Here is a 14,887-nt window from a genome sequence, read left to right on the forward strand (position 1 = left end):
ATCAAACGAGGAGACCCGATGATGAACCCTATGAACGACAGATATGGCTATGCGAGCCAGGCCCAATCCGGCGCCCTGTTCGACGAAGGCCTGCGCCAGCACATGCTGCGCGTCTACAACTACATGGGCCTGGGCCTGGTGATCACCGGCATCGTGGCCTATGTCGTCGGCACCACGCCGGCGCTCTATGTGCCGATCTTCCAGACGCCGCTGAAATGGGTGGTGATGCTGGCCCCGCTCGGCTTCGTGCTGTTCTTCTCCTTCCGCATCCAGTCGATGTCGGCGGGAACGGCGCAGGCGATGTTCTGGGCCTTCTCCGCGGTGATGGGCCTGTCGCTGGCCTCGATCTTCCTGGTGTTCACGGGCGCTTCGATCGCGCAGACCTTCTTCATCGCCGCCACCATGTTCGGCGCGACCAGCCTTTACGGTTACACGACCAAGCGTAACCTCGCCAATTTCGGCTCCTTCCTGATGATGGGCCTGATCGGCGTGGTGATCGCTTCGATCGTCAACATCTTCCTCGGCTCGAGCGCCCTGCAGTTCGCGATCTCGGTGATCGGCATCGTGGTGTTCGTCGGCCTCACCGCCTGGGACACGCAGAACATCAAGGAACAGTATGCCGAGAATTTCGACCAGGAATCCCAGCAGAAGCTGGCGGTGTTCGGCGCGCTGTCGCTCTACCTGAATTTCGTCAACATCTTCCAGCTTCTGCTCAACTTCACCGGCGAGCGCGAATAAGGCGCCGACCGCACGTGATGCAAAGGAGTGCATGACATCATGGACCAGAATGACCGTTACGCCATCGAGGGCCTGTTCGGCAAACTCGCCGAGGTCGAACGCCAGGCGCCGCAGCGCGACGCCCAGGCCGACGCCTTCATCCGCGAGCGGATGTCCAGCCAGCCCGGCGCGCCCTATTTCATGGCGCAGACCATCGTGGTGCAGGAGCAGGCGCTGGAAGCGGCCCAACAGCGCATCGAGGAGCTCGAATATCAGCTCGCTTCGCGGCCCGCGCAGGGCGGCGGCTTTTTCTCCTCGCTGTTCGGCTCCAGCCAGCCGCAGCGTTCCATGCCGCCGCGCCAGCCCTCGCCCATGATGGGCCAGGCCTATGGCCAGCAGCCTCAGTCCGGCGCACAGGCCGGTCCCTGGGGCCAGCAATCCGCCCATGGCCGTCCGGCCGGCGGCGGCTTCCTCGCCGGCGCGGCGCAGACCGCGATGGGCGTGGCCGGCGGCATGCTGCTCGGCAACGCCATCGCCGGCATGCTGGGCGGCGACGAGGCTCAAGCCGCAGAGAACGACAGCAGCAGCCAGGATGACGGCGGCGGCGACGACGGCGGCGACGACAGCTTCTTCTGAGACGCCCGCCGAAGGTGTCCCCAAGACTTCGGCGACTTGGCCCGGCCCGCGAAAGCGGCCGGGCTTTTTCGTGTCACGGCTTCGTCTCTACGAAACACGACCGCGATCTGCGAGGTAATCGAGCACGACGCGCACACGGGAGGGCATTGGTCCGCTATGGCCGAGATAGATGGCGTGAAACGTCTCTCCCTCGACGACCATGCGCTCCGGCGCCACCTCGACGAGCCTCCCCTCCGCCAGATCGCCGGCGCAGGTGAACGCGGCAAGCCGCGCAATGCCGAGCCCTCGGATCGCCATCAGCCGCAAAGCCTCGCCGTCGCTGGCCTTCAGCCGGATCCTCGGGTCGACGGCGGCGATCCGTTCTCCCTCCCGCATCCGCCATTCGTTCATGGCGCGCCGATAGGTGAAATCCAACCGGTCGTGCCTGGCGAAATCCTCCGCCCTCTGCGGCATGCCGCGCCGGTCGATATAGGCGGGCGAGGCCACGAAGATCAGCCTCGTGTCGCCGAGCTTGCGCGCCATCAGGCTGGAATTCTGCAGCGGCCCGGCGCGGATGGCCACATCGGCGCGTTCCGACACCAGATCCACCACCGCATCGGTCTGAATGAGCTCGATATCGACGCCCGGATAGAGATCGAGAAAACCGCCGAGGGCCGGTTGGAGCACATGCGTCGCATAGGAGGCGGAGGTATTGATCCGCACGCGGCCGGTCGGCCTGTCCTGCCCGCCGGCCAGACGCTCGGCCTCGTCGATCTCCGCCAGAATGCGGCGCGCGCGCTCGTAAAAGGCCTCGCCCTCGGCGGTGAGCGTCAGCCTGCGGGTGGTGCGATTGACCAGCCGCGCGCCGAGCCGCGTCTCGAGCCGTCCGAGCAATTTGCTGATGGCGGACGGCGTCATGTCCAGCGCGCGCGCCGCAGCCGAGAGGCTGCCGGTGTTCACCACGGTGGCGAAGGCTTCCATGTCCCCGGAGCGATTGACGTCGATGCGACTCATTGTGATCTCAATTCACAAATACTATTCCCTGGAGCATTCTAGTTCACAAGCGGGCCTGCGTCTATCTCTCGTCTCGACACAGTCAATCGGGACAATCAACATGCCTCTCGCACTCTATGCTCTCACCGTCGGCGCCTTCGGCATCGGCGTAACCGAATTCGTCATCATGGGATTGCTGATCGATGTCGGCAAGGATCTCGGCGTCTCCATCGCCGCCGCCGGCCTGCTGATCTCGGGTTATGCGCTCGGCGTCGTCTTCGGCGCGCCCATCCTGACGGCGGTCACCGCGCGCTGGCCGCGCAAATCGGTGCTTCTCGGCCTGATGGCCATCTTCACGCTCGGCAATCTCGCCTGTGCGCTGGCGCCCAGCTACGAGGCGCTGATGACGGCCCGGCTGTTCACGGCGCTCGCGCATGGCGCATTTTTCGGCGTCGGCTCGGTGGTGGCCACCAAGCTCGTGGCCGCCGACAAGCAGGCTTCGGCCATCGCCATCATGTTCACCGGGCTGACGGTGGCCAATATCATCGGCGTGCCCTTCGGCACATGGCTCGGCCAGACCTTCGGCTGGCGCTCGACCTTCTTCGCCGTCGCCGCCGTGGGCGTCGCGGCATTGGCCGTGATCGCCCTCCTGGTGCCCCGTGAAAATGAGGCGCCGGAGGCGAGCGACTGGAGGACGGATCTGCGCGCGCTGATGCGGCCCGCCGTGCTGATCGGGCTTCTGACGACCGTTCTCGGCTATGCCGGCGTCTTCGCGCTGTTCACCTATATCGCTCCGGCGCTGAAAGACGTGACAGGCTTTTCCGAAGCCGCGATCTCGCCCATTCTGCTGGTGTTCGGCGCGGGCCTGGTGGTGGGCAACCTCGCTGGCGGCAAGCTAGCCGACCGGAACCTGCGCCTTGCGCTCTATGCCACTCTCATAGCCCTGGTGCTGGCGCTGGGCCTGATGACGTTTGCGTTGGAAAACAAGATCGCCGCCGTAATCTTCATCTTCCTGCTCGGCGCCGCGGGCTTTGCGACCGTCGCGCCCCTGCAGATCTGGGTGCTGCAAAAGGCCGAAGGCGCCGGCCAGAGCCTCGCCTCCAGCTTCAACATCGCCGCCTTCAATCTCGGCAATGCGCTGGGCGCCTGGCTCGGCGGACTGGTGATCGCCGATGGCGCGGGCCTTCCCTATCTGCCTCTGGCGGCCGCAAGCTTTCCGTTGCTCGCATTGGGCGCGCTGGCCTGGGGGCTGTCGTTGGATAACCGCCAAATTCCAGCTGCCGCACGCGGCTGAACCCTTCACAAAGCAAGGAGCAAGATCATGGACTATCGCAGACTTGGCTCATCGGGCCTCAAGGTTCCCCTTCTCAGCTTCGGCGCAGGCACGTTCGGCGGCAGCGGCCCGCTTTTCGGCGCCTGGGGCACAAGCGACGCGGTCGAGGCGCGCAGGCTGGTGGACATCTGCCTGGAGGCGGGCGTCAATCTGTTCGACACGGCCGATGTATATTCCGGCGGCGCCTCCGAACAGGTGCTGGGCGAAGCCGTCAAGGGCCGTCGCGCCGATGTGCTGATCTCGACCAAGACGGGCCTGCCCATGGGCGAAGGCCCCAATGAAGCGGGAACCTCGCGCAGCCGGTTGATCAGAGCGGTCGAGGATGCGCTGGGCCGGCTCGGGACCGACTATATCGATCTTCTGCAATTGCACGCCTTCGACGCCTTCACCCCTGTCGAGGAGGTGCTGTCGACGCTGGATATGCTGATCCGCGCCGGCAAGGTTCGCTATATCGGCGTGTCCAACTTTTCAGGCTGGCAGATCATGAAATCCCTCGCCGCCGCCGACAAGCACGGCTGGCCGCGCTATGTCGCCAACCAGGTCTATTATTCGCTGGTCGGCCGCGACTACGAATGGGACCTGATGCCGCTTAGCGCAGACCAGGGGCTCGGCGCGATAATCTGGAGCCCGCTCGGCTGGGGCCGCTTGACCGGCAAGATCCGCCGCGGCGCGCCCATCCCCGAATCCAGCCGCCTGCACGCCACCGCCGAATTCGGCCCGCCCGTAGATGACGAGAAGCTCTACACGATCATGGACGCGCTCGACGCCATCGCAGCCGAGACCGGCAAGACCGTGCCGCAGATCGCGCTCAACTGGCTCACCACGCGCCCGACCGTATCCTCCGTGATCATCGGCGCCCGCAATGGGAACAGCTGCGGCAGAATCTCGGCGCCGTGGGCTGGTCGCTGACGCAGGAGCAAATCGCCCGTCTCGATAAGGCGAGCACGGTGACCCCGCCCTACCCGCATTTCCCGTATATGCGGCAGGAGGGATTTGCGCGGTTGAATCCGCCGATGGTGTGAGATTCAAGAACAGCGTTTCCACCACGAAAAACAGCATCCCGCAGCGTGTCATTGCGCTGCGGTTTTTCATGCAGCTTTGACGTCTCTTTTCTCGTGAGAGACTGCTTGTATAAAGCGCGCCAACGCAACCTCATCCACCCCGAAATCGTCCGTCGCAATCTCGACGGTCTTGCCGCCGAAGGGCCTGAGGATGCGATTGAAAATCCAGTGATCGGGCCTGAACCATCTGAAGCGGATGTTCGCGCCCGGCTTCAACCCCAGCGAAACGAGCGTCCCTCCTTTTCCTGCCTCGATCGACGCAGACGCGACGTCGCGCCAGGCGATCGGCGCGCGGCTAACGCGATTATCGGTGACATGGTCCTCGTTGAGCGAGAGCTTTGCGCCGCCTTCGAACAGCTGGACATATTGGTCCGCCACAATCCGGTTGATGATGTGCAAGAAGGAAAATGCGAAAAGGCCGAGTATCAAGATCAAGAAGGGGTGCTTAGCAACACAGACGAATAGTCAGGCGCCAGACCCTCGCGGGCTCCGCTCGCCGTTGTGGTCCACCACCAGACCACGCCCCCAGCATGGCGATCACACCCACGGAGAGAACCAGGTGAAGCCTGTTCTGACGGCGGCGATAAAACTCCGCCGGCAGGCGAAACTCCAGCGCGGGCGGCGCGGAGACCCATAAGGTGGGCGTTCCGGGGATGCGATAAAAGCCCGCCTCGTCGCGATCGATCACCGCTTCACTCCGCCGCCGCCTGCCCAGCCTGCTCGCGGTTCTTCATCAGCTTGTAGACGATCGAATCCATCAGCGCCTGGAAGGAGGCGTCGATGATGTTGTCGGAGACGCCGACGGTCCACCAGCGCGCGCCCGCGCCATCGGCGGATTCGATCAGCACGCGGGTGATGGCTTCGGTGCCGCCATTGAGGATGCGGACCTTGTAATCCACCAGTTCGAGATCGGCGATTTCGGACTGGTATTTGCCGAGATCCTTTCGCAGCGCCACATCGAGCGCGTTAACCGGACCATGGCCTTCGGCCACCGACATGGTCTCGTGCCCGTCGATGATCAGCTTGACAACGGCTTCCGACACAGTCTTGAGCTGGCCGTTGGCGTCGAAGCGGCGCTCGACCATGACGCGGAAACTCTCGACCTTGAAGAAATCCGGCACCGAGCCGAGAATGCGGCGGGCAAGCAGCTCGAAACTGGCGTCGGCGCCTTCATAGGCATAGCCCGAGGCCTCGCGCTCCTTGACCTCTGATATTAGCTGGTCCAGCCGCGGATCGTCCTTGGACACCACGATGCCGCGACGCTTCAGGGCGTTGAGGAAGTTGGACTTGCCGCCCTGATCCGACACCATGACCTTGCGCAGATTGCCGACGCTTTCCGGCGGCACATGTTCATAGGTGCGCGGATCCTTGAGCAGCGCCGAGGCGTGAATGCCGGCCTTGGTGGCGAAGGCGGAGGCGCCGACATAGGGGGCCTGGTGATCGGGCGAGCGGTTGAGCATCTCGTCGAAGGCGTGGCTGAGGCTGGTGAGCCCCTGCAGCTTCTCGGCGTCGACGCCGGTGTCGAAGCGATCGGCGTAAGCCGGCTTCAGCACGAGGGTGGGCAGGATGGTGACGAGATTGGCGTTGCCGCAGCGCTCGCCGATGCCGTTGAGCGTGCCCTGCACCTGGCGGACGCCGGCCTCGACCGCCGCCAGCGAATTGGCGACCGCCTGGCCGGTGTCGTTGTGGGCGTGAATGCCAAGACAGTCGCCCGGCACGCCCGAGGCGATGACGGCCGCGACGATCTCGCGGATTTCCGACGGCTGCGTGCCGCCATTGGTGTCGCACAGCACCACCCAGCGCGCGCCGGCCTCATAGGCGGTCTTGGCGCAGGCGAGAGCATAGTCAGGATTGGCCTTGTAACCGTCGAAGAAATGCTCGCAATCGATCATCGCTTCCTTGCCGGCGCCGATGACGGCCTCGACGGACTGGGCGATGCAGTCGAGATTGTCCTCATTGGAACAGCCGAGCGCGACCTTGACGTGATAGTCCCAGCTCTTGGCCACGAGACAGACCGCATCGGATTTCGCCTGCAGAAGCAGGGACATGCCGGGATCGTTCGAGACGGAGATTCCGGCGCGCTTGGTCATGCCGAAAGCGACGAATTTCGACCGCGCCGTGCGCTTCTTCTCGAAGAATTTGGTGTCGGTGGGATTGGCGCCGGGATAGCCGCCCTCGACATAATCGAAGCCGAAATTATCGAGCATCGTGGCGATTGCGATCTTGTCCTCGACGGAAAAATCCACGCCCGGCGTCTGCTGGCCGTCGCGCAACGTGGTGTCGAAGAGATAGATGCGTTCCCTGGTCATAGTCGTCCTTCCGCCAGTCGTCTGGCGCTTACATACTCGTCACCCCCTCTGCCCTGCCGGGCATCTCCCCCACGAGGGGGAGAGACAGGAGGCTCAGCCTCGCCCACTCTCTGCCATCCCCGCACAGGCGGTCGCCTGACGCCTGCTCTTCTCCCCCTTGTGGGGGAGATGCCCGGCAGGGCAGAGGGGGAAATGCCCGTCGCAGCGCTGTCGTTACTTCCCCGCAAACCGGTCCGTCGCCCGGATCAGCTGGTCGAGAATGCCGGGCTCGGAATAAGCGTGTCCCGCCCCTTCGATCAAGTGGAATTCCGCCCGCGGCCAGGCTTTATGCAGCGCCCAGGCATATTTGGCCGGGCAAGGCATGTCATAGCGACCGTGGACGATGACGCCGTCGATGTCTTGAAGCTTATGCGCATCGCGCAGCAACTGCCCTTCGTCCATCCAGCCAGCATGGACAAAGTAATGGTTTTCGATGCGGGCGAAAGCCAGCGCGAACTCGTCCTCGCCGAATTTGGCGCTGGTTTCGGGCTCGGGCAGAAGCGTGATCGTCTGGCCTTCCCACTGGCTCCAGGCCCGCGCCGCCTCGATCTGCGCCTGTTTGTCATCGCCCACCAGCCTCTTGCGATAGGCGGCCATCATCTCGTGACGTTCGTCCTCGGGGATAGGCGCGAGGAACGTCTCCCATTTGTCGGGAAACATTTCCGAGACGCCGAACTGATAATACCAGTCGAGCTCGGCTTTGGTGAGCGTGTAGATGCCGCGCACCACGAGCTCGGAGACGCGTGTCGGATGCGTCTCGGCGTAAGCCAGCGCCAAAGTCGAGCCCCAGGAGCCGCCGAACACCAGCCACTTTTCCGCGCCGATCATCTCGCGCAGCTTCTCGATGTCGGATACGAGATGCCAGGTCGTGTTGTTGTCCAGGCTGGCATGAGGCGTGGATTTGCCGCAGCCGCGCTGGTCGAACAGGATCACGTCATAGAGCGCCGGATCGAACAGCCGCCGATGGCTGGGCGAGAAGGCGCCGCCGGGCCCGCCATGCAGGAAGACGGCGGGTTTTGCGCCCTTGGTTCCCACCCGCTCCCAATAGATGGAATGGCCGTCGCCGGTGTCGAGAGTGCCGCTGTCGAAGGGGGTGATTTCGGGGTAGAGGGTGCGGAAGGTCATGCAGTAGGCTCCAGATATGATTTGGGGGTGCGGTTACCCCCTCTGTCCTGCCGGACATCTCCCCTCAAGGGGGAGATCGATCCGTGGCGACGGCCGACGCAAGACAATTCACGCTGCTCTAGTTCACCTCGACGCTTAAGATGGGCGGAGACGGCGCGCCCAGCCAATCTCCCCCTTGAGGGGAGATGTCCGGCAGGACAGAGGGGGTGGCCACAGAACGAAGGTTTTCTCACACCCCCTCCTCCGTCGGCCGCCAGTGATCGGCAGGCTCTGTGCGCGGCGACCATTCGTGCGTGTCGTGGTCGGGGTGCTGATAGTTGACGATATGCGCAAGGAAGGGCGCGGCGGCGAGGTCGTCCTCGGTCACCCGCTCCGGCAGTTCATGGAGATGATCGACATAGTCGACCTTACCCTCGACGCCGAATTGCACGGTGGGAGCTATGCGGCCGGGCTCGTCGAAGGCGCCGACGGCCAGGCCGACGCCGTCGGGGGCTTCATAGCAGAGCGGCGTGCCGCATTCTTCGCAGAAGCCGCGGCGGACATAGTTGGAAGATCGGAAATATTTGGGCTTGCCGCGCGTCCAGGTGAGCGCCGCCTCGCCGACAGACACGAGCGGCGCGAAGTAATTGCCGAACGCCTTCTGACACATGCGGCAATGACAGATCGAGGCGTCCTGGTAGGGGCCTTCGAGCCGGAAGCGGATGGCGCCGCATTGGCAGCCGCCGGTGTAAACATCGTTCATGCGAAGGCTCCCACGAAATAGAGGACCACGGCCACGATCACCACCAGCGCCACGGCCTTGCCGATCAGCGCGTAGATCAACCATTTCGGCATCTGGGTGTTGGGATTGCCGGCCATGATCAATCCTCGGGCCATTTGTCGGTGTCGTGATCGGGATGCTGCCAGCTTTCGATCGCCGCAAACATCGCATCGACCTCGGGATCGTCGAGCACCGGTTGCTCGAACAGGTGATCGATCCAGGGCAGCCGTTTATTGTGATTGACCTGGATCTGCGGCTCGAGCTTTTCGGGATGATCGAAAGCGCCGATGGCGAGTTCAATCCCGTCGCCATGATGATAGGTCAAGGGCGTACCGCATTTGCTGCAGAAGCCGCGCCGGACTTTCTTGGATGACCGGTAGAGCGACGGCTGGCCGCGCGTCCATTCGAGATGGGCGTGATCGGCGGTCACCAACGGCCCGAAAAAGCCGCCGAACGCCTTCTGGCACATGCGGCAATGGCAGATCGAGGGACGGCCGAGATGGCTGGCGCGAAAACGCACCGCGCCGCACTGGCAGCCGCCGGAGAGGATTTCGTTAGCGCTCATGCGGCGGGCCTTTCGATCCAGTTTTCGAGTTTCAGCCCGTCGAGGCGGGAGAATTCGCGGATATTGTCGGTGACGAGGGTGAGGTCGAGCGATCTGGCGTGGGCGGCGATGAGGAGATCGTTTGGGCCGATTGGCTTGCCACGACGTTCTAGATCGAGCCGCAAAAGGGCATAGGTCTCATCAACCTCGGGCTCGAGAGCGAGAATAGAAATGTCCTCGAGGAATACTGAGATGCGCGATCTCAGCGCCTGCGACGCTCTCTTATAGATCCCGTATTTGAGTTCGCAGGCGGTTATCACGCTCAGACAGAGCGCGCTTTTTCCCTCGGCCTCGCCTCGTTGCACTGCATGTCCTTGCGGATTGCGGAGCATGTCCGAAACGATGTTTGTGTCCAGCATGAAGCGAAAGTCTGTCATAGATCGACGTCTTCCACCGGCAAGAGCCCTTCATCAACATCTGGAAACTCTTCGTCGAGCGGCTCAAGCGATCGAAGCCATTCAAATAAATCGCGATCCTCGCGCTTCGGCTCGAGAATGATCCGGTCCCCCTCTTTGCGCATGGTCACCTCATCCCCAGGGAAATCGAATTCCTCGGGGATTTCCACGGCCCGATGGCCGTCCTTCAGGACGATTTTCACATGCCGGATGTCGTTCATGCTCGGCGCCTCCGATGGCCTTGCGGCAAGCATAGGCCAGACCGCTGAAAACTCCAATTGCTACCGCTTGATCTCCCATGTCGTGACGCGCTCGCCGGTCGCCGGATCCTTGCCGTCCTTCAACTGGATGCCCTTGACGAGCAGGTCGTCGCGGATCTTGTCGGCTTCGGCAAAATTCTTGGCTTTCAGGAGCTCAAGACGCATCTGGACGATAGCCTCGACGCCGTCGGCCAGATGCTGGTCGATCGCAACCTTCTTGGGCAGGACGCCCAGAAGTTCTGCGCTCGCGGCGAATTCCGGAGAATTGCTCGACGCCAGGGCATGAAGCGCTTGAACTGCAGCGACCGTGTTCATGTCGTCCGCCAGCGCCGACAAGACCGAAGCATTGACAGGTCCGACCGGCTCGCCGCCCATGGGCCACTTTGCCAGCAGACGCTCCGCCTCTTCCAGGCGCTTGACGCTGAAATCGATCGGTTCGCGATAATGCGTCATCAGCATAGCCAGACGCAGCACCTCGCCCGGCCATTTTCGGCCGCCGAAATTCTCCGTCGTCATCAGCTCGTTGATGGTGAAGAAGTTACCCTCGGACTTGGACATCTTCTTGCCCTCGACCTGAAGGAAGCCGTTATGCATCCAGACATTGGCCATGGCGTGCGTGCCATGCGCGCAGCGCGACTGGGCGATCTCGTTTTCATGATGCGGGAAGATGAGATCGAGGCCGCCGCCATGGATGTCGAAGACATCGCCGAGATAGCGGCCGGACATGGCTGAGCATTCGATATGCCAGCCGGGCCGGCCGTAGATGTCGACGCCTGCGCCATCCATGCTGAAGCGGGCCGGCCAGCCGGGCTGATCGGCGTCGGAGTGCTTCCACAGCACGAAATCGGCGGGATTGCGCTTATGGGCTTCGACCGCTACACGCGCGCCGGCCTGCTGGTCCTCGAGCTTGCGCTTGGAGAGCTGGCCGTAATCGGCCATGGAGCCGGTGGAAAACAGCACTTCGCGGCCCTCCGCGCCATCGGCGACATAGGCATGGCCGCGGTCGAGAAGCTTCTGGATGATGTCGATCATCTGGGTGATGTTGTCGGTGGCGCGCGGCTCGACGTCGGGCGGCAGGCAACCGAGCGCCTTCACATCCTCATGAAACTGTGTTTCGGTCTTCTCCGTCACCAGCCGGATGGCGGCGTTGAGCTCCATGCCGGGATAATCGCGCAGCGCCCGCGCATTGATCTTGTCGTCGACATCGGTGATGTTGCGGACATAGGTGACCTTCGTCTCGCCCTTGCCGCCATCCCAGACGCCCTTATCGGCCAGATGTTTCAGCAGCCGATAGAGCACGTCGAAGACGATGACCGGGCGGGCATTGCCGATATGGGCGAAGTCATAGACGGTCGGACCGCAGACATACATCCGCACATGGCTGGGGTCGATGGGCTGAAACGGCGCCTTTTCGCGCGTCAGCGTGTTGTAGAGCCTGAGTTCCGGCGTGTCGGCCATGCGTGTCCCCATAGACTGTTTGCCCGGCTGGCCGGGGCGTTTTGCTCTTGGGGTGTCAGGAGACGAAAACGGCCGGGCCAGCGCTTGCGCTAGCGAATAATGATCCGGCAGATGATGCAGTTCATCGTTTTCATGGGGGCTATATCGCGCAGTCAAGCGATGCGGTCAAGGTCGGCGCAATTTTTCCGATGCATACATTTTGAAGAAATATGGTACTTTGGCATGGGAAATGTTCGCGGGGAGGAAAACCGCCATGCTTTTGTCCCAATCGACACGGCATAAGCAAGACACGAAACATTTCCCAAATGGGATGAGGAACACCATGCAACGCATTGAAACTGGTAAACAAAATATTAACGACCTTCTGACCAAATATGGTCCTGTCGGCCCGCGTCACCTGCTCGCTGCCGCGCTGATGATGCAGCGCCCGCGCGAGGAGGAAAAGACCGACGCAGCCAAGAAGGATGTGCGGGCGGCTTGATACGTCGCCTTGCATTCTCTGCGAACTGAGCCTGCGGCGATGAGACCTCAGTCTCACGCCTCCTCCGGATCGATTTCCGGAGGCTTTGCTCCATGAGTGACGGTCACCACGAAGATCCCGTAATCGGCGGGAATATAAACGATGAGATAGCGCTTCACGATCAGCAGTCGCGCGTGCTCATCGAGTGACGGGCGCAGCGCGCCGATTTTCGGGAACTTCGTTGCGCGCACAAGGGCCAGTCGGATCGCTTCGAGCAACCGTCCGCCGCCGCCCCATTATGGGCCGCAATGTAAGCCCAGATGTTTTCCAGGTCGCGAATGGCTTTTGGTGAGAGGCGATATTCACGCCTGCCCATCGCGAGCCGCTTTCATGCGCGAAACAAGATCTCTAATATCGACTGAGACCGGTTCGCCGCTGGCAAGCCCTTCCCGGTAGTGATGCACCAAATCTTCGTCATCGATCAACCGGCCTGCATCGAGATCGGCCCAATTTCGAAGAACATCCATCACAACTTCTTCCCGCGACGCATAGCCGCCTTCGCGCACGGCCAGATCCAGCCGCTCGACATCCTCGGGCGTCAGTGAAAGCGTAATGGTGGTGCGCGCGTGTTCGTTCATGGGCTCAATCTACCACTCGGGCCCGAAGGCGACAACCGCGCTCAGAACAGGCTCATCTGGCCACCCCCGCCGCCATCCGCCTTGGGTTTGGCGGCTTTCGACTTGGGCTTTTCCGCGACGAGAGAGGGATCGACGGGCGCTTGCACCTCGGGACCGACATTGGCGACCTTGTTGACCAGATCGGAGACCGGGATCGCCTCGAACAGATCCTCGGGCGGCGAGCGCAGGAGCTCAGTGACATGGCGCGGCTCCTGGGTCTTGCAATCGAGCCAGCGGTCGAAATCCTCGGGCGCGATCACCACCGGCATGCGATCATGGATCGGCGCGAAGGCGGGATTGGAGGCGGCCGTCAGGATCGCGCCGGTGTCGACCTCGGAGCCGTCGGCCGAGGCCCAGGTCTCCATCAGCCCGGCGAAAGCGACGATGCGGCCATGGCGCGGCCGCACCCAATAGGCCTGGCTCTTCTCGCCGCTCTCCTTGGGCGGGCGGCGCCATTCGTAGAAGCCGGAGGCGGGAATCAGAATACGGCGATGGCGCATGGCGGCGCGGAAAGAGGCCTTTTCCGCCGCCGTCTCGGCGCGGGCATTGACGAGCAGCGGAAAGTCGCGCGGATCCTTGACCCATCCCGGCGTCAGCCCCCAACGGATCAGGAGCGCGCGTCGTTGCGGCAGGTTGGAGCCGGGCGCGCCCTGCTCGCCGGCGATGACCGCGAGGATCGGCTGGGTCGGCGCGATATTGTAGCGCGCCGGGAATTCCTCCAGCTCCAGCAGCGCCAGGAATTCGCGCACCTCTTCGGGCGTCGCCGTCAGTGAAAATCGTCCGCACATGGGAAATCATTTGGCATCGCGCCTTCACCGCGTCAATGTCGCGCCGACCGATAAACCAGGCCCGAAGATGAACACAGAACTCGCCTCCTCCGCCATCCTGATCCGCAATGGCCGCGTGCTGCTGATCCGCCGCAAGAATCCGCCCTCGCTCGACATGTTCGCCTTTCCCGGCGGGCGCGCCGAGCCGGGCGAATCGCCGGATCAGACAGCGCTCAGGGAATTCGAGGAGGAGACGGGCATCGCCGCGCGCGATCCCACGCTGTTTGCCACCTACGACCTTCATTCGGAGAATCCCGGCCGGCATTTTCATCTGAGCGTATTTCTCGTCCAGGCCGATGCGGAAGCCATAGCCGAAGCGCGTGACGACGCAGCCGACGCCGGCTGGTTCACCCCCGACGAAATCAAGGCTATGAACTGCCCCGCCTCCGTCCTCGACTGCGTCGACAGGTTGGAACAGGGCTTTGAGCTCGGGTGATTTGCGAGCCGGCGGCTCTTTTGCTAGGAAAGGCCATGTCGATTTTTCGCTTTATCCTCATCTGCGCGCTCGCCGTTGCGCCGTCGGTCGCCTGGTCCGCCGGAGAGACGGATCAGGCCGCCACGCCCCCGCAGCCCGTCGAAAAGCCCGCGCCCTATGACGTCAAGTTGCAGCGTTTCGCGGAAATCCTTGGGTCTGTGCATTATCTGCGCAATCTCTGCGCCGAGCATGATCCTTCCTGGCGCCAGGCGATGGCTGCGCTGCTCGACGATGAAACCAAGGGCGAGCCGAAACGGGCGGCGCAATTGACGGCGGCCTTCAATCGCGGCTACCGTTCCTTTGCCGCCACCTATGCCAGATGCACGCCGCAAGCGGTGGAGGCCGAAAGCCGCTACCGTGCCGAAGGGGCAACACTCGCAGCAGAAATTACCGCCCGCTTCGGAAATTAAGCATAGTTAACCTCTTTTCATTGCGTCCGATGCCGTTTTGGGAAAACCTTGCTATGAGTTTTAACGGATCGGTAATGACGACCGCCGTCAGGGAAGTATGAGTATGGAAGCCACCGCCAAAGACCTCGACGACATGATCGTCCATGAAAAGATGCAGGCCGCCTGGGAAAGCCAGGGGGAAGCATGGGCCGAGGGCCGCGCGGACGGTATCGAGCCGGAGATCATCGCGGAGGCGGCGATCGCATTCGCCATGCAGGAGACGATCAGGCTGCATGGCGAAGAAGGCGCCGAAGCCTTGCTCGAATCACTGAAGGAGCGCATCGCTTCGGGAGAGTTTTCGCCGAACCGCACGATTCAGTAAGGATGTCG

At 62.8% G+C, this 14,887-nt stretch carries 19 protein-coding genes and 1 pseudogene; 9 read left to right on the plus strand and 11 right to left on the minus strand.

Features of this window, described 5'->3' with window-relative positions; genetic code table 11:
- The first annotated feature begins 21 nt into the window (after nt 1-21).
- Nucleotides 22-738 carry a Bax inhibitor-1/YccA family protein gene (locus tag H2O14_RS04820; protein ID WP_182826732.1) on the plus strand — a complete coding sequence of 239 codons (717 nt, stop codon included), beginning with the start codon at nt 22-24 and terminating at the stop codon, nt 736-738.
- Between the two features lie 39 nt (nt 739-777).
- Nucleotides 778-1,353: a DUF2076 domain-containing protein gene (locus H2O14_RS04825; protein ID WP_182826733.1), complete on the plus strand. Its 576-nt coding sequence runs from the start codon at nt 778-780 to the stop codon at nt 1,351-1,353.
- Between the two features lie 87 nt (nt 1,354-1,440).
- Here H2O14_RS04825 and H2O14_RS04830 read toward each other — a convergent pair whose 3' ends face one another.
- Nucleotides 1,441-2,346, minus strand: coding sequence for a LysR family transcriptional regulator (locus tag H2O14_RS04830; protein WP_182826734.1), 906 nt, complete (start codon nt 2,344-2,346; stop codon nt 1,441-1,443).
- A gap of 100 nt (nt 2,347-2,446) precedes the next feature.
- Between H2O14_RS04830 and H2O14_RS04835 the strand changes: the two genes are divergently transcribed.
- From H2O14_RS04835 to H2O14_RS04845, 3 genes and pseudogenes are all read left to right on the plus strand, one after another.
- Nucleotides 2,447-3,619, plus strand: a complete 1,173-nt coding sequence (locus H2O14_RS04835; protein WP_182826735.1) for an MFS transporter — start codon at nt 2,447-2,449, stop codon at nt 3,617-3,619.
- A gap of 27 nt (nt 3,620-3,646) precedes the next feature.
- A pseudogene (locus H2O14_RS04840) lies at nt 3,647-4,680 on the plus strand (aldo/keto reductase).
- Between the two features lie 105 nt (nt 4,681-4,785).
- Nucleotides 4,786-5,184: a hypothetical protein gene (locus tag H2O14_RS04845; protein WP_182826736.1), complete on the plus strand. Its 399-nt coding sequence runs from the start codon at nt 4,786-4,788 to the stop codon at nt 5,182-5,184.
- Nucleotides 5,185-5,411: 227 nt separating this feature from the next.
- On the opposite strand, the gene cimA is transcribed toward H2O14_RS04845, so the two are convergent.
- The 7 genes from cimA to cysS all read right to left on the minus strand — a co-directional run bounded on the left by cimA (nt 5,412) and on the right by cysS (nt 11,669).
- Nucleotides 5,412-7,028, minus strand: a complete 1,617-nt coding sequence (gene cimA, locus H2O14_RS04850) for a citramalate synthase (RefSeq protein WP_182826737.1) — start codon at nt 7,026-7,028, stop codon at nt 5,412-5,414.
- Nucleotides 7,029-7,241: 213 nt separating this feature from the next.
- Nucleotides 7,242-8,192, minus strand: a complete 951-nt coding sequence (gene pip, locus H2O14_RS04855; protein ID WP_182826738.1) for a prolyl aminopeptidase — start codon at nt 8,190-8,192, stop codon at nt 7,242-7,244.
- A 229-nt stretch (nt 8,193-8,421) separates the two neighbouring features.
- Nucleotides 8,422-8,934 carry a GFA family protein gene (locus H2O14_RS04860; protein ID WP_182826739.1) on the minus strand — a complete coding sequence of 171 codons (513 nt, stop codon included), beginning with the start codon at nt 8,932-8,934 and terminating at the stop codon, nt 8,422-8,424.
- A gap of 118 nt (nt 8,935-9,052) precedes the next feature.
- Entirely contained in the window at nt 9,053-9,517 is a 465-nt protein-coding gene (locus H2O14_RS04865; protein WP_182826740.1) for a GFA family protein, read from the minus strand.
- The gene (locus H2O14_RS04870) at nt 9,514-9,915 is read right to left on the minus strand and encodes a type II toxin-antitoxin system VapC family toxin (protein WP_246697292.1); all 402 of its coding nucleotides are present in this window, start codon (nt 9,913-9,915) and stop codon (nt 9,514-9,516) included. The genes H2O14_RS04865 and H2O14_RS04870 overlap by 4 nt, the downstream gene beginning before the upstream one ends.
- A 14-nt stretch (nt 9,916-9,929) precedes the next feature.
- Nucleotides 9,930-10,172, minus strand: coding sequence for an antitoxin (locus H2O14_RS04875; protein WP_182826742.1), 243 nt, complete (start codon nt 10,170-10,172; stop codon nt 9,930-9,932).
- A gap of 60 nt (nt 10,173-10,232) precedes the next feature.
- Nucleotides 10,233-11,669, minus strand: a complete 1,437-nt coding sequence (gene cysS / locus H2O14_RS04880; protein ID WP_182826743.1) for a cysteine--tRNA ligase — start codon at nt 11,667-11,669, stop codon at nt 10,233-10,235.
- A 322-nt stretch (nt 11,670-11,991) separates the two neighbouring features.
- On the opposite strand from cysS, the gene H2O14_RS04885 reads away from it, so the two are divergent.
- Complete coding sequence (locus tag H2O14_RS04885) at nt 11,992-12,150, plus strand: hypothetical protein (protein WP_170976340.1); 159 nt, start codon at nt 11,992-11,994, stop codon at nt 12,148-12,150.
- 53 nt (nt 12,151-12,203) lie between these two features.
- On the opposite strand, the gene H2O14_RS04890 is transcribed toward H2O14_RS04885, so the two are convergent.
- The 3 genes from H2O14_RS04890 to H2O14_RS04900 form a co-directional block, all read right to left on the minus strand.
- Nucleotides 12,204-12,407, minus strand: coding sequence for a type II toxin-antitoxin system RelE/ParE family toxin (locus H2O14_RS04890; RefSeq protein ID WP_182826744.1), 204 nt, complete (start codon nt 12,405-12,407; stop codon nt 12,204-12,206).
- An 84-nt stretch (nt 12,408-12,491) separates the two neighbouring features.
- On the minus strand, nt 12,492-12,767 hold the full coding sequence (locus H2O14_RS04895; protein ID WP_182826745.1) for a type II toxin-antitoxin system ParD family antitoxin: 276 nt from the start codon (nt 12,765-12,767) through the stop codon (nt 12,492-12,494).
- Between the two features lie 41 nt (nt 12,768-12,808).
- The gene (locus H2O14_RS04900; RefSeq protein ID WP_182826746.1) at nt 12,809-13,594 is read right to left on the minus strand and encodes an SOS response-associated peptidase; all 786 of its coding nucleotides are present in this window, start codon (nt 13,592-13,594) and stop codon (nt 12,809-12,811) included.
- A gap of 67 nt (nt 13,595-13,661) precedes the next feature.
- Between H2O14_RS04900 and H2O14_RS04905 the strand changes: the two genes are divergently transcribed.
- The 3 genes from H2O14_RS04905 to H2O14_RS04915 all read left to right on the plus strand — a co-directional run bounded on the left by H2O14_RS04905 (nt 13,662) and on the right by H2O14_RS04915 (nt 14,879).
- On the plus strand, nt 13,662-14,069 hold the full coding sequence (locus H2O14_RS04905; protein WP_182826747.1) for an NUDIX hydrolase: 408 nt from the start codon (nt 13,662-13,664) through the stop codon (nt 14,067-14,069).
- 35 nt (nt 14,070-14,104) lie between these two features.
- Nucleotides 14,105-14,518: a TIGR02301 family protein gene (locus tag H2O14_RS04910; RefSeq protein ID WP_182826748.1), complete on the plus strand. Its 414-nt coding sequence runs from the start codon at nt 14,105-14,107 to the stop codon at nt 14,516-14,518.
- 103 nt (nt 14,519-14,621) lie between these two features.
- The gene (locus H2O14_RS04915; RefSeq protein ID WP_182826749.1) at nt 14,622-14,879 is read left to right on the plus strand and encodes a hypothetical protein; all 258 of its coding nucleotides are present in this window, start codon (nt 14,622-14,624) and stop codon (nt 14,877-14,879) included.
- Nucleotides 14,880-14,887: the final 8 nt, after the last annotated feature.

Source organism: Rhizobium sp. G21 (assembly GCF_014158035.1).
Lineage (GTDB): Bacteria > Pseudomonadota > Alphaproteobacteria > Rhizobiales > Rhizobiaceae > Rhizobium_E.

What these genes read in the sequence shown, in the direction of transcription:
- H2O14_RS04820 (WP_182826732.1), top strand. Translation starts at nt 22, where the DNA reads ATGAACCCTATGAACGACAGATATGGCTATGCGAGCCAGGCCCAATCC.
- H2O14_RS04825 (WP_182826733.1), top strand. Translation starts at nt 778, where the DNA reads ATGGACCAGAATGACCGTTACGCCATCGAGGGCCTGTTCGGCAAACTC.
- H2O14_RS04830 (WP_182826734.1), bottom strand. Translation starts at nt 2,346, where the DNA reads ATGAGTCGCATCGACGTCAATCGCTCCGGGGACATGGAAGCCTTCGCC.
- H2O14_RS04835 (WP_182826735.1), top strand. Translation starts at nt 2,447, where the DNA reads ATGCCTCTCGCACTCTATGCTCTCACCGTCGGCGCCTTCGGCATCGGC.
- cimA (WP_182826737.1), bottom strand. Translation starts at nt 7,028, where the DNA reads ATGACCAGGGAACGCATCTATCTCTTCGACACCACGTTGCGCGACGGC.
- pip (WP_182826738.1), bottom strand. Translation starts at nt 8,192, where the DNA reads ATGACCTTCCGCACCCTCTACCCCGAAATCACCCCCTTCGACAGCGGC.
- H2O14_RS04860 (WP_182826739.1), bottom strand. Translation starts at nt 8,934, where the DNA reads ATGAACGATGTTTACACCGGCGGCTGCCAATGCGGCGCCATCCGCTTC.
- H2O14_RS04865 (WP_182826740.1), bottom strand. Translation starts at nt 9,517, where the DNA reads ATGAGCGCTAACGAAATCCTCTCCGGCGGCTGCCAGTGCGGCGCGGTG.
- H2O14_RS04870 (WP_246697292.1), bottom strand. Translation starts at nt 9,915, where the DNA reads ATGCTGGACACAAACATCGTTTCGGACATGCTCCGCAATCCGCAAGGA.
- H2O14_RS04875 (WP_182826742.1), bottom strand. Translation starts at nt 10,172, where the DNA reads ATGAACGACATCCGGCATGTGAAAATCGTCCTGAAGGACGGCCATCGG.
- cysS (WP_182826743.1), bottom strand. Translation starts at nt 11,669, where the DNA reads ATGGCCGACACGCCGGAACTCAGGCTCTACAACACGCTGACGCGCGAA.
- H2O14_RS04885 (WP_170976340.1), top strand. Translation starts at nt 11,992, where the DNA reads ATGCAACGCATTGAAACTGGTAAACAAAATATTAACGACCTTCTGACC.
- H2O14_RS04895 (WP_182826745.1), bottom strand. Translation starts at nt 12,767, where the DNA reads ATGAACGAACACGCGCGCACCACCATTACGCTTTCACTGACGCCCGAG.
- H2O14_RS04900 (WP_182826746.1), bottom strand. Translation starts at nt 13,594, where the DNA reads ATGTGCGGACGATTTTCACTGACGGCGACGCCCGAAGAGGTGCGCGAA.
- H2O14_RS04905 (WP_182826747.1), top strand. Translation starts at nt 13,662, where the DNA reads ATGAACACAGAACTCGCCTCCTCCGCCATCCTGATCCGCAATGGCCGC.
- H2O14_RS04910 (WP_182826748.1), top strand. Translation starts at nt 14,105, where the DNA reads ATGTCGATTTTTCGCTTTATCCTCATCTGCGCGCTCGCCGTTGCGCCG.
- H2O14_RS04915 (WP_182826749.1), top strand. Translation starts at nt 14,622, where the DNA reads ATGGAAGCCACCGCCAAAGACCTCGACGACATGATCGTCCATGAAAAG.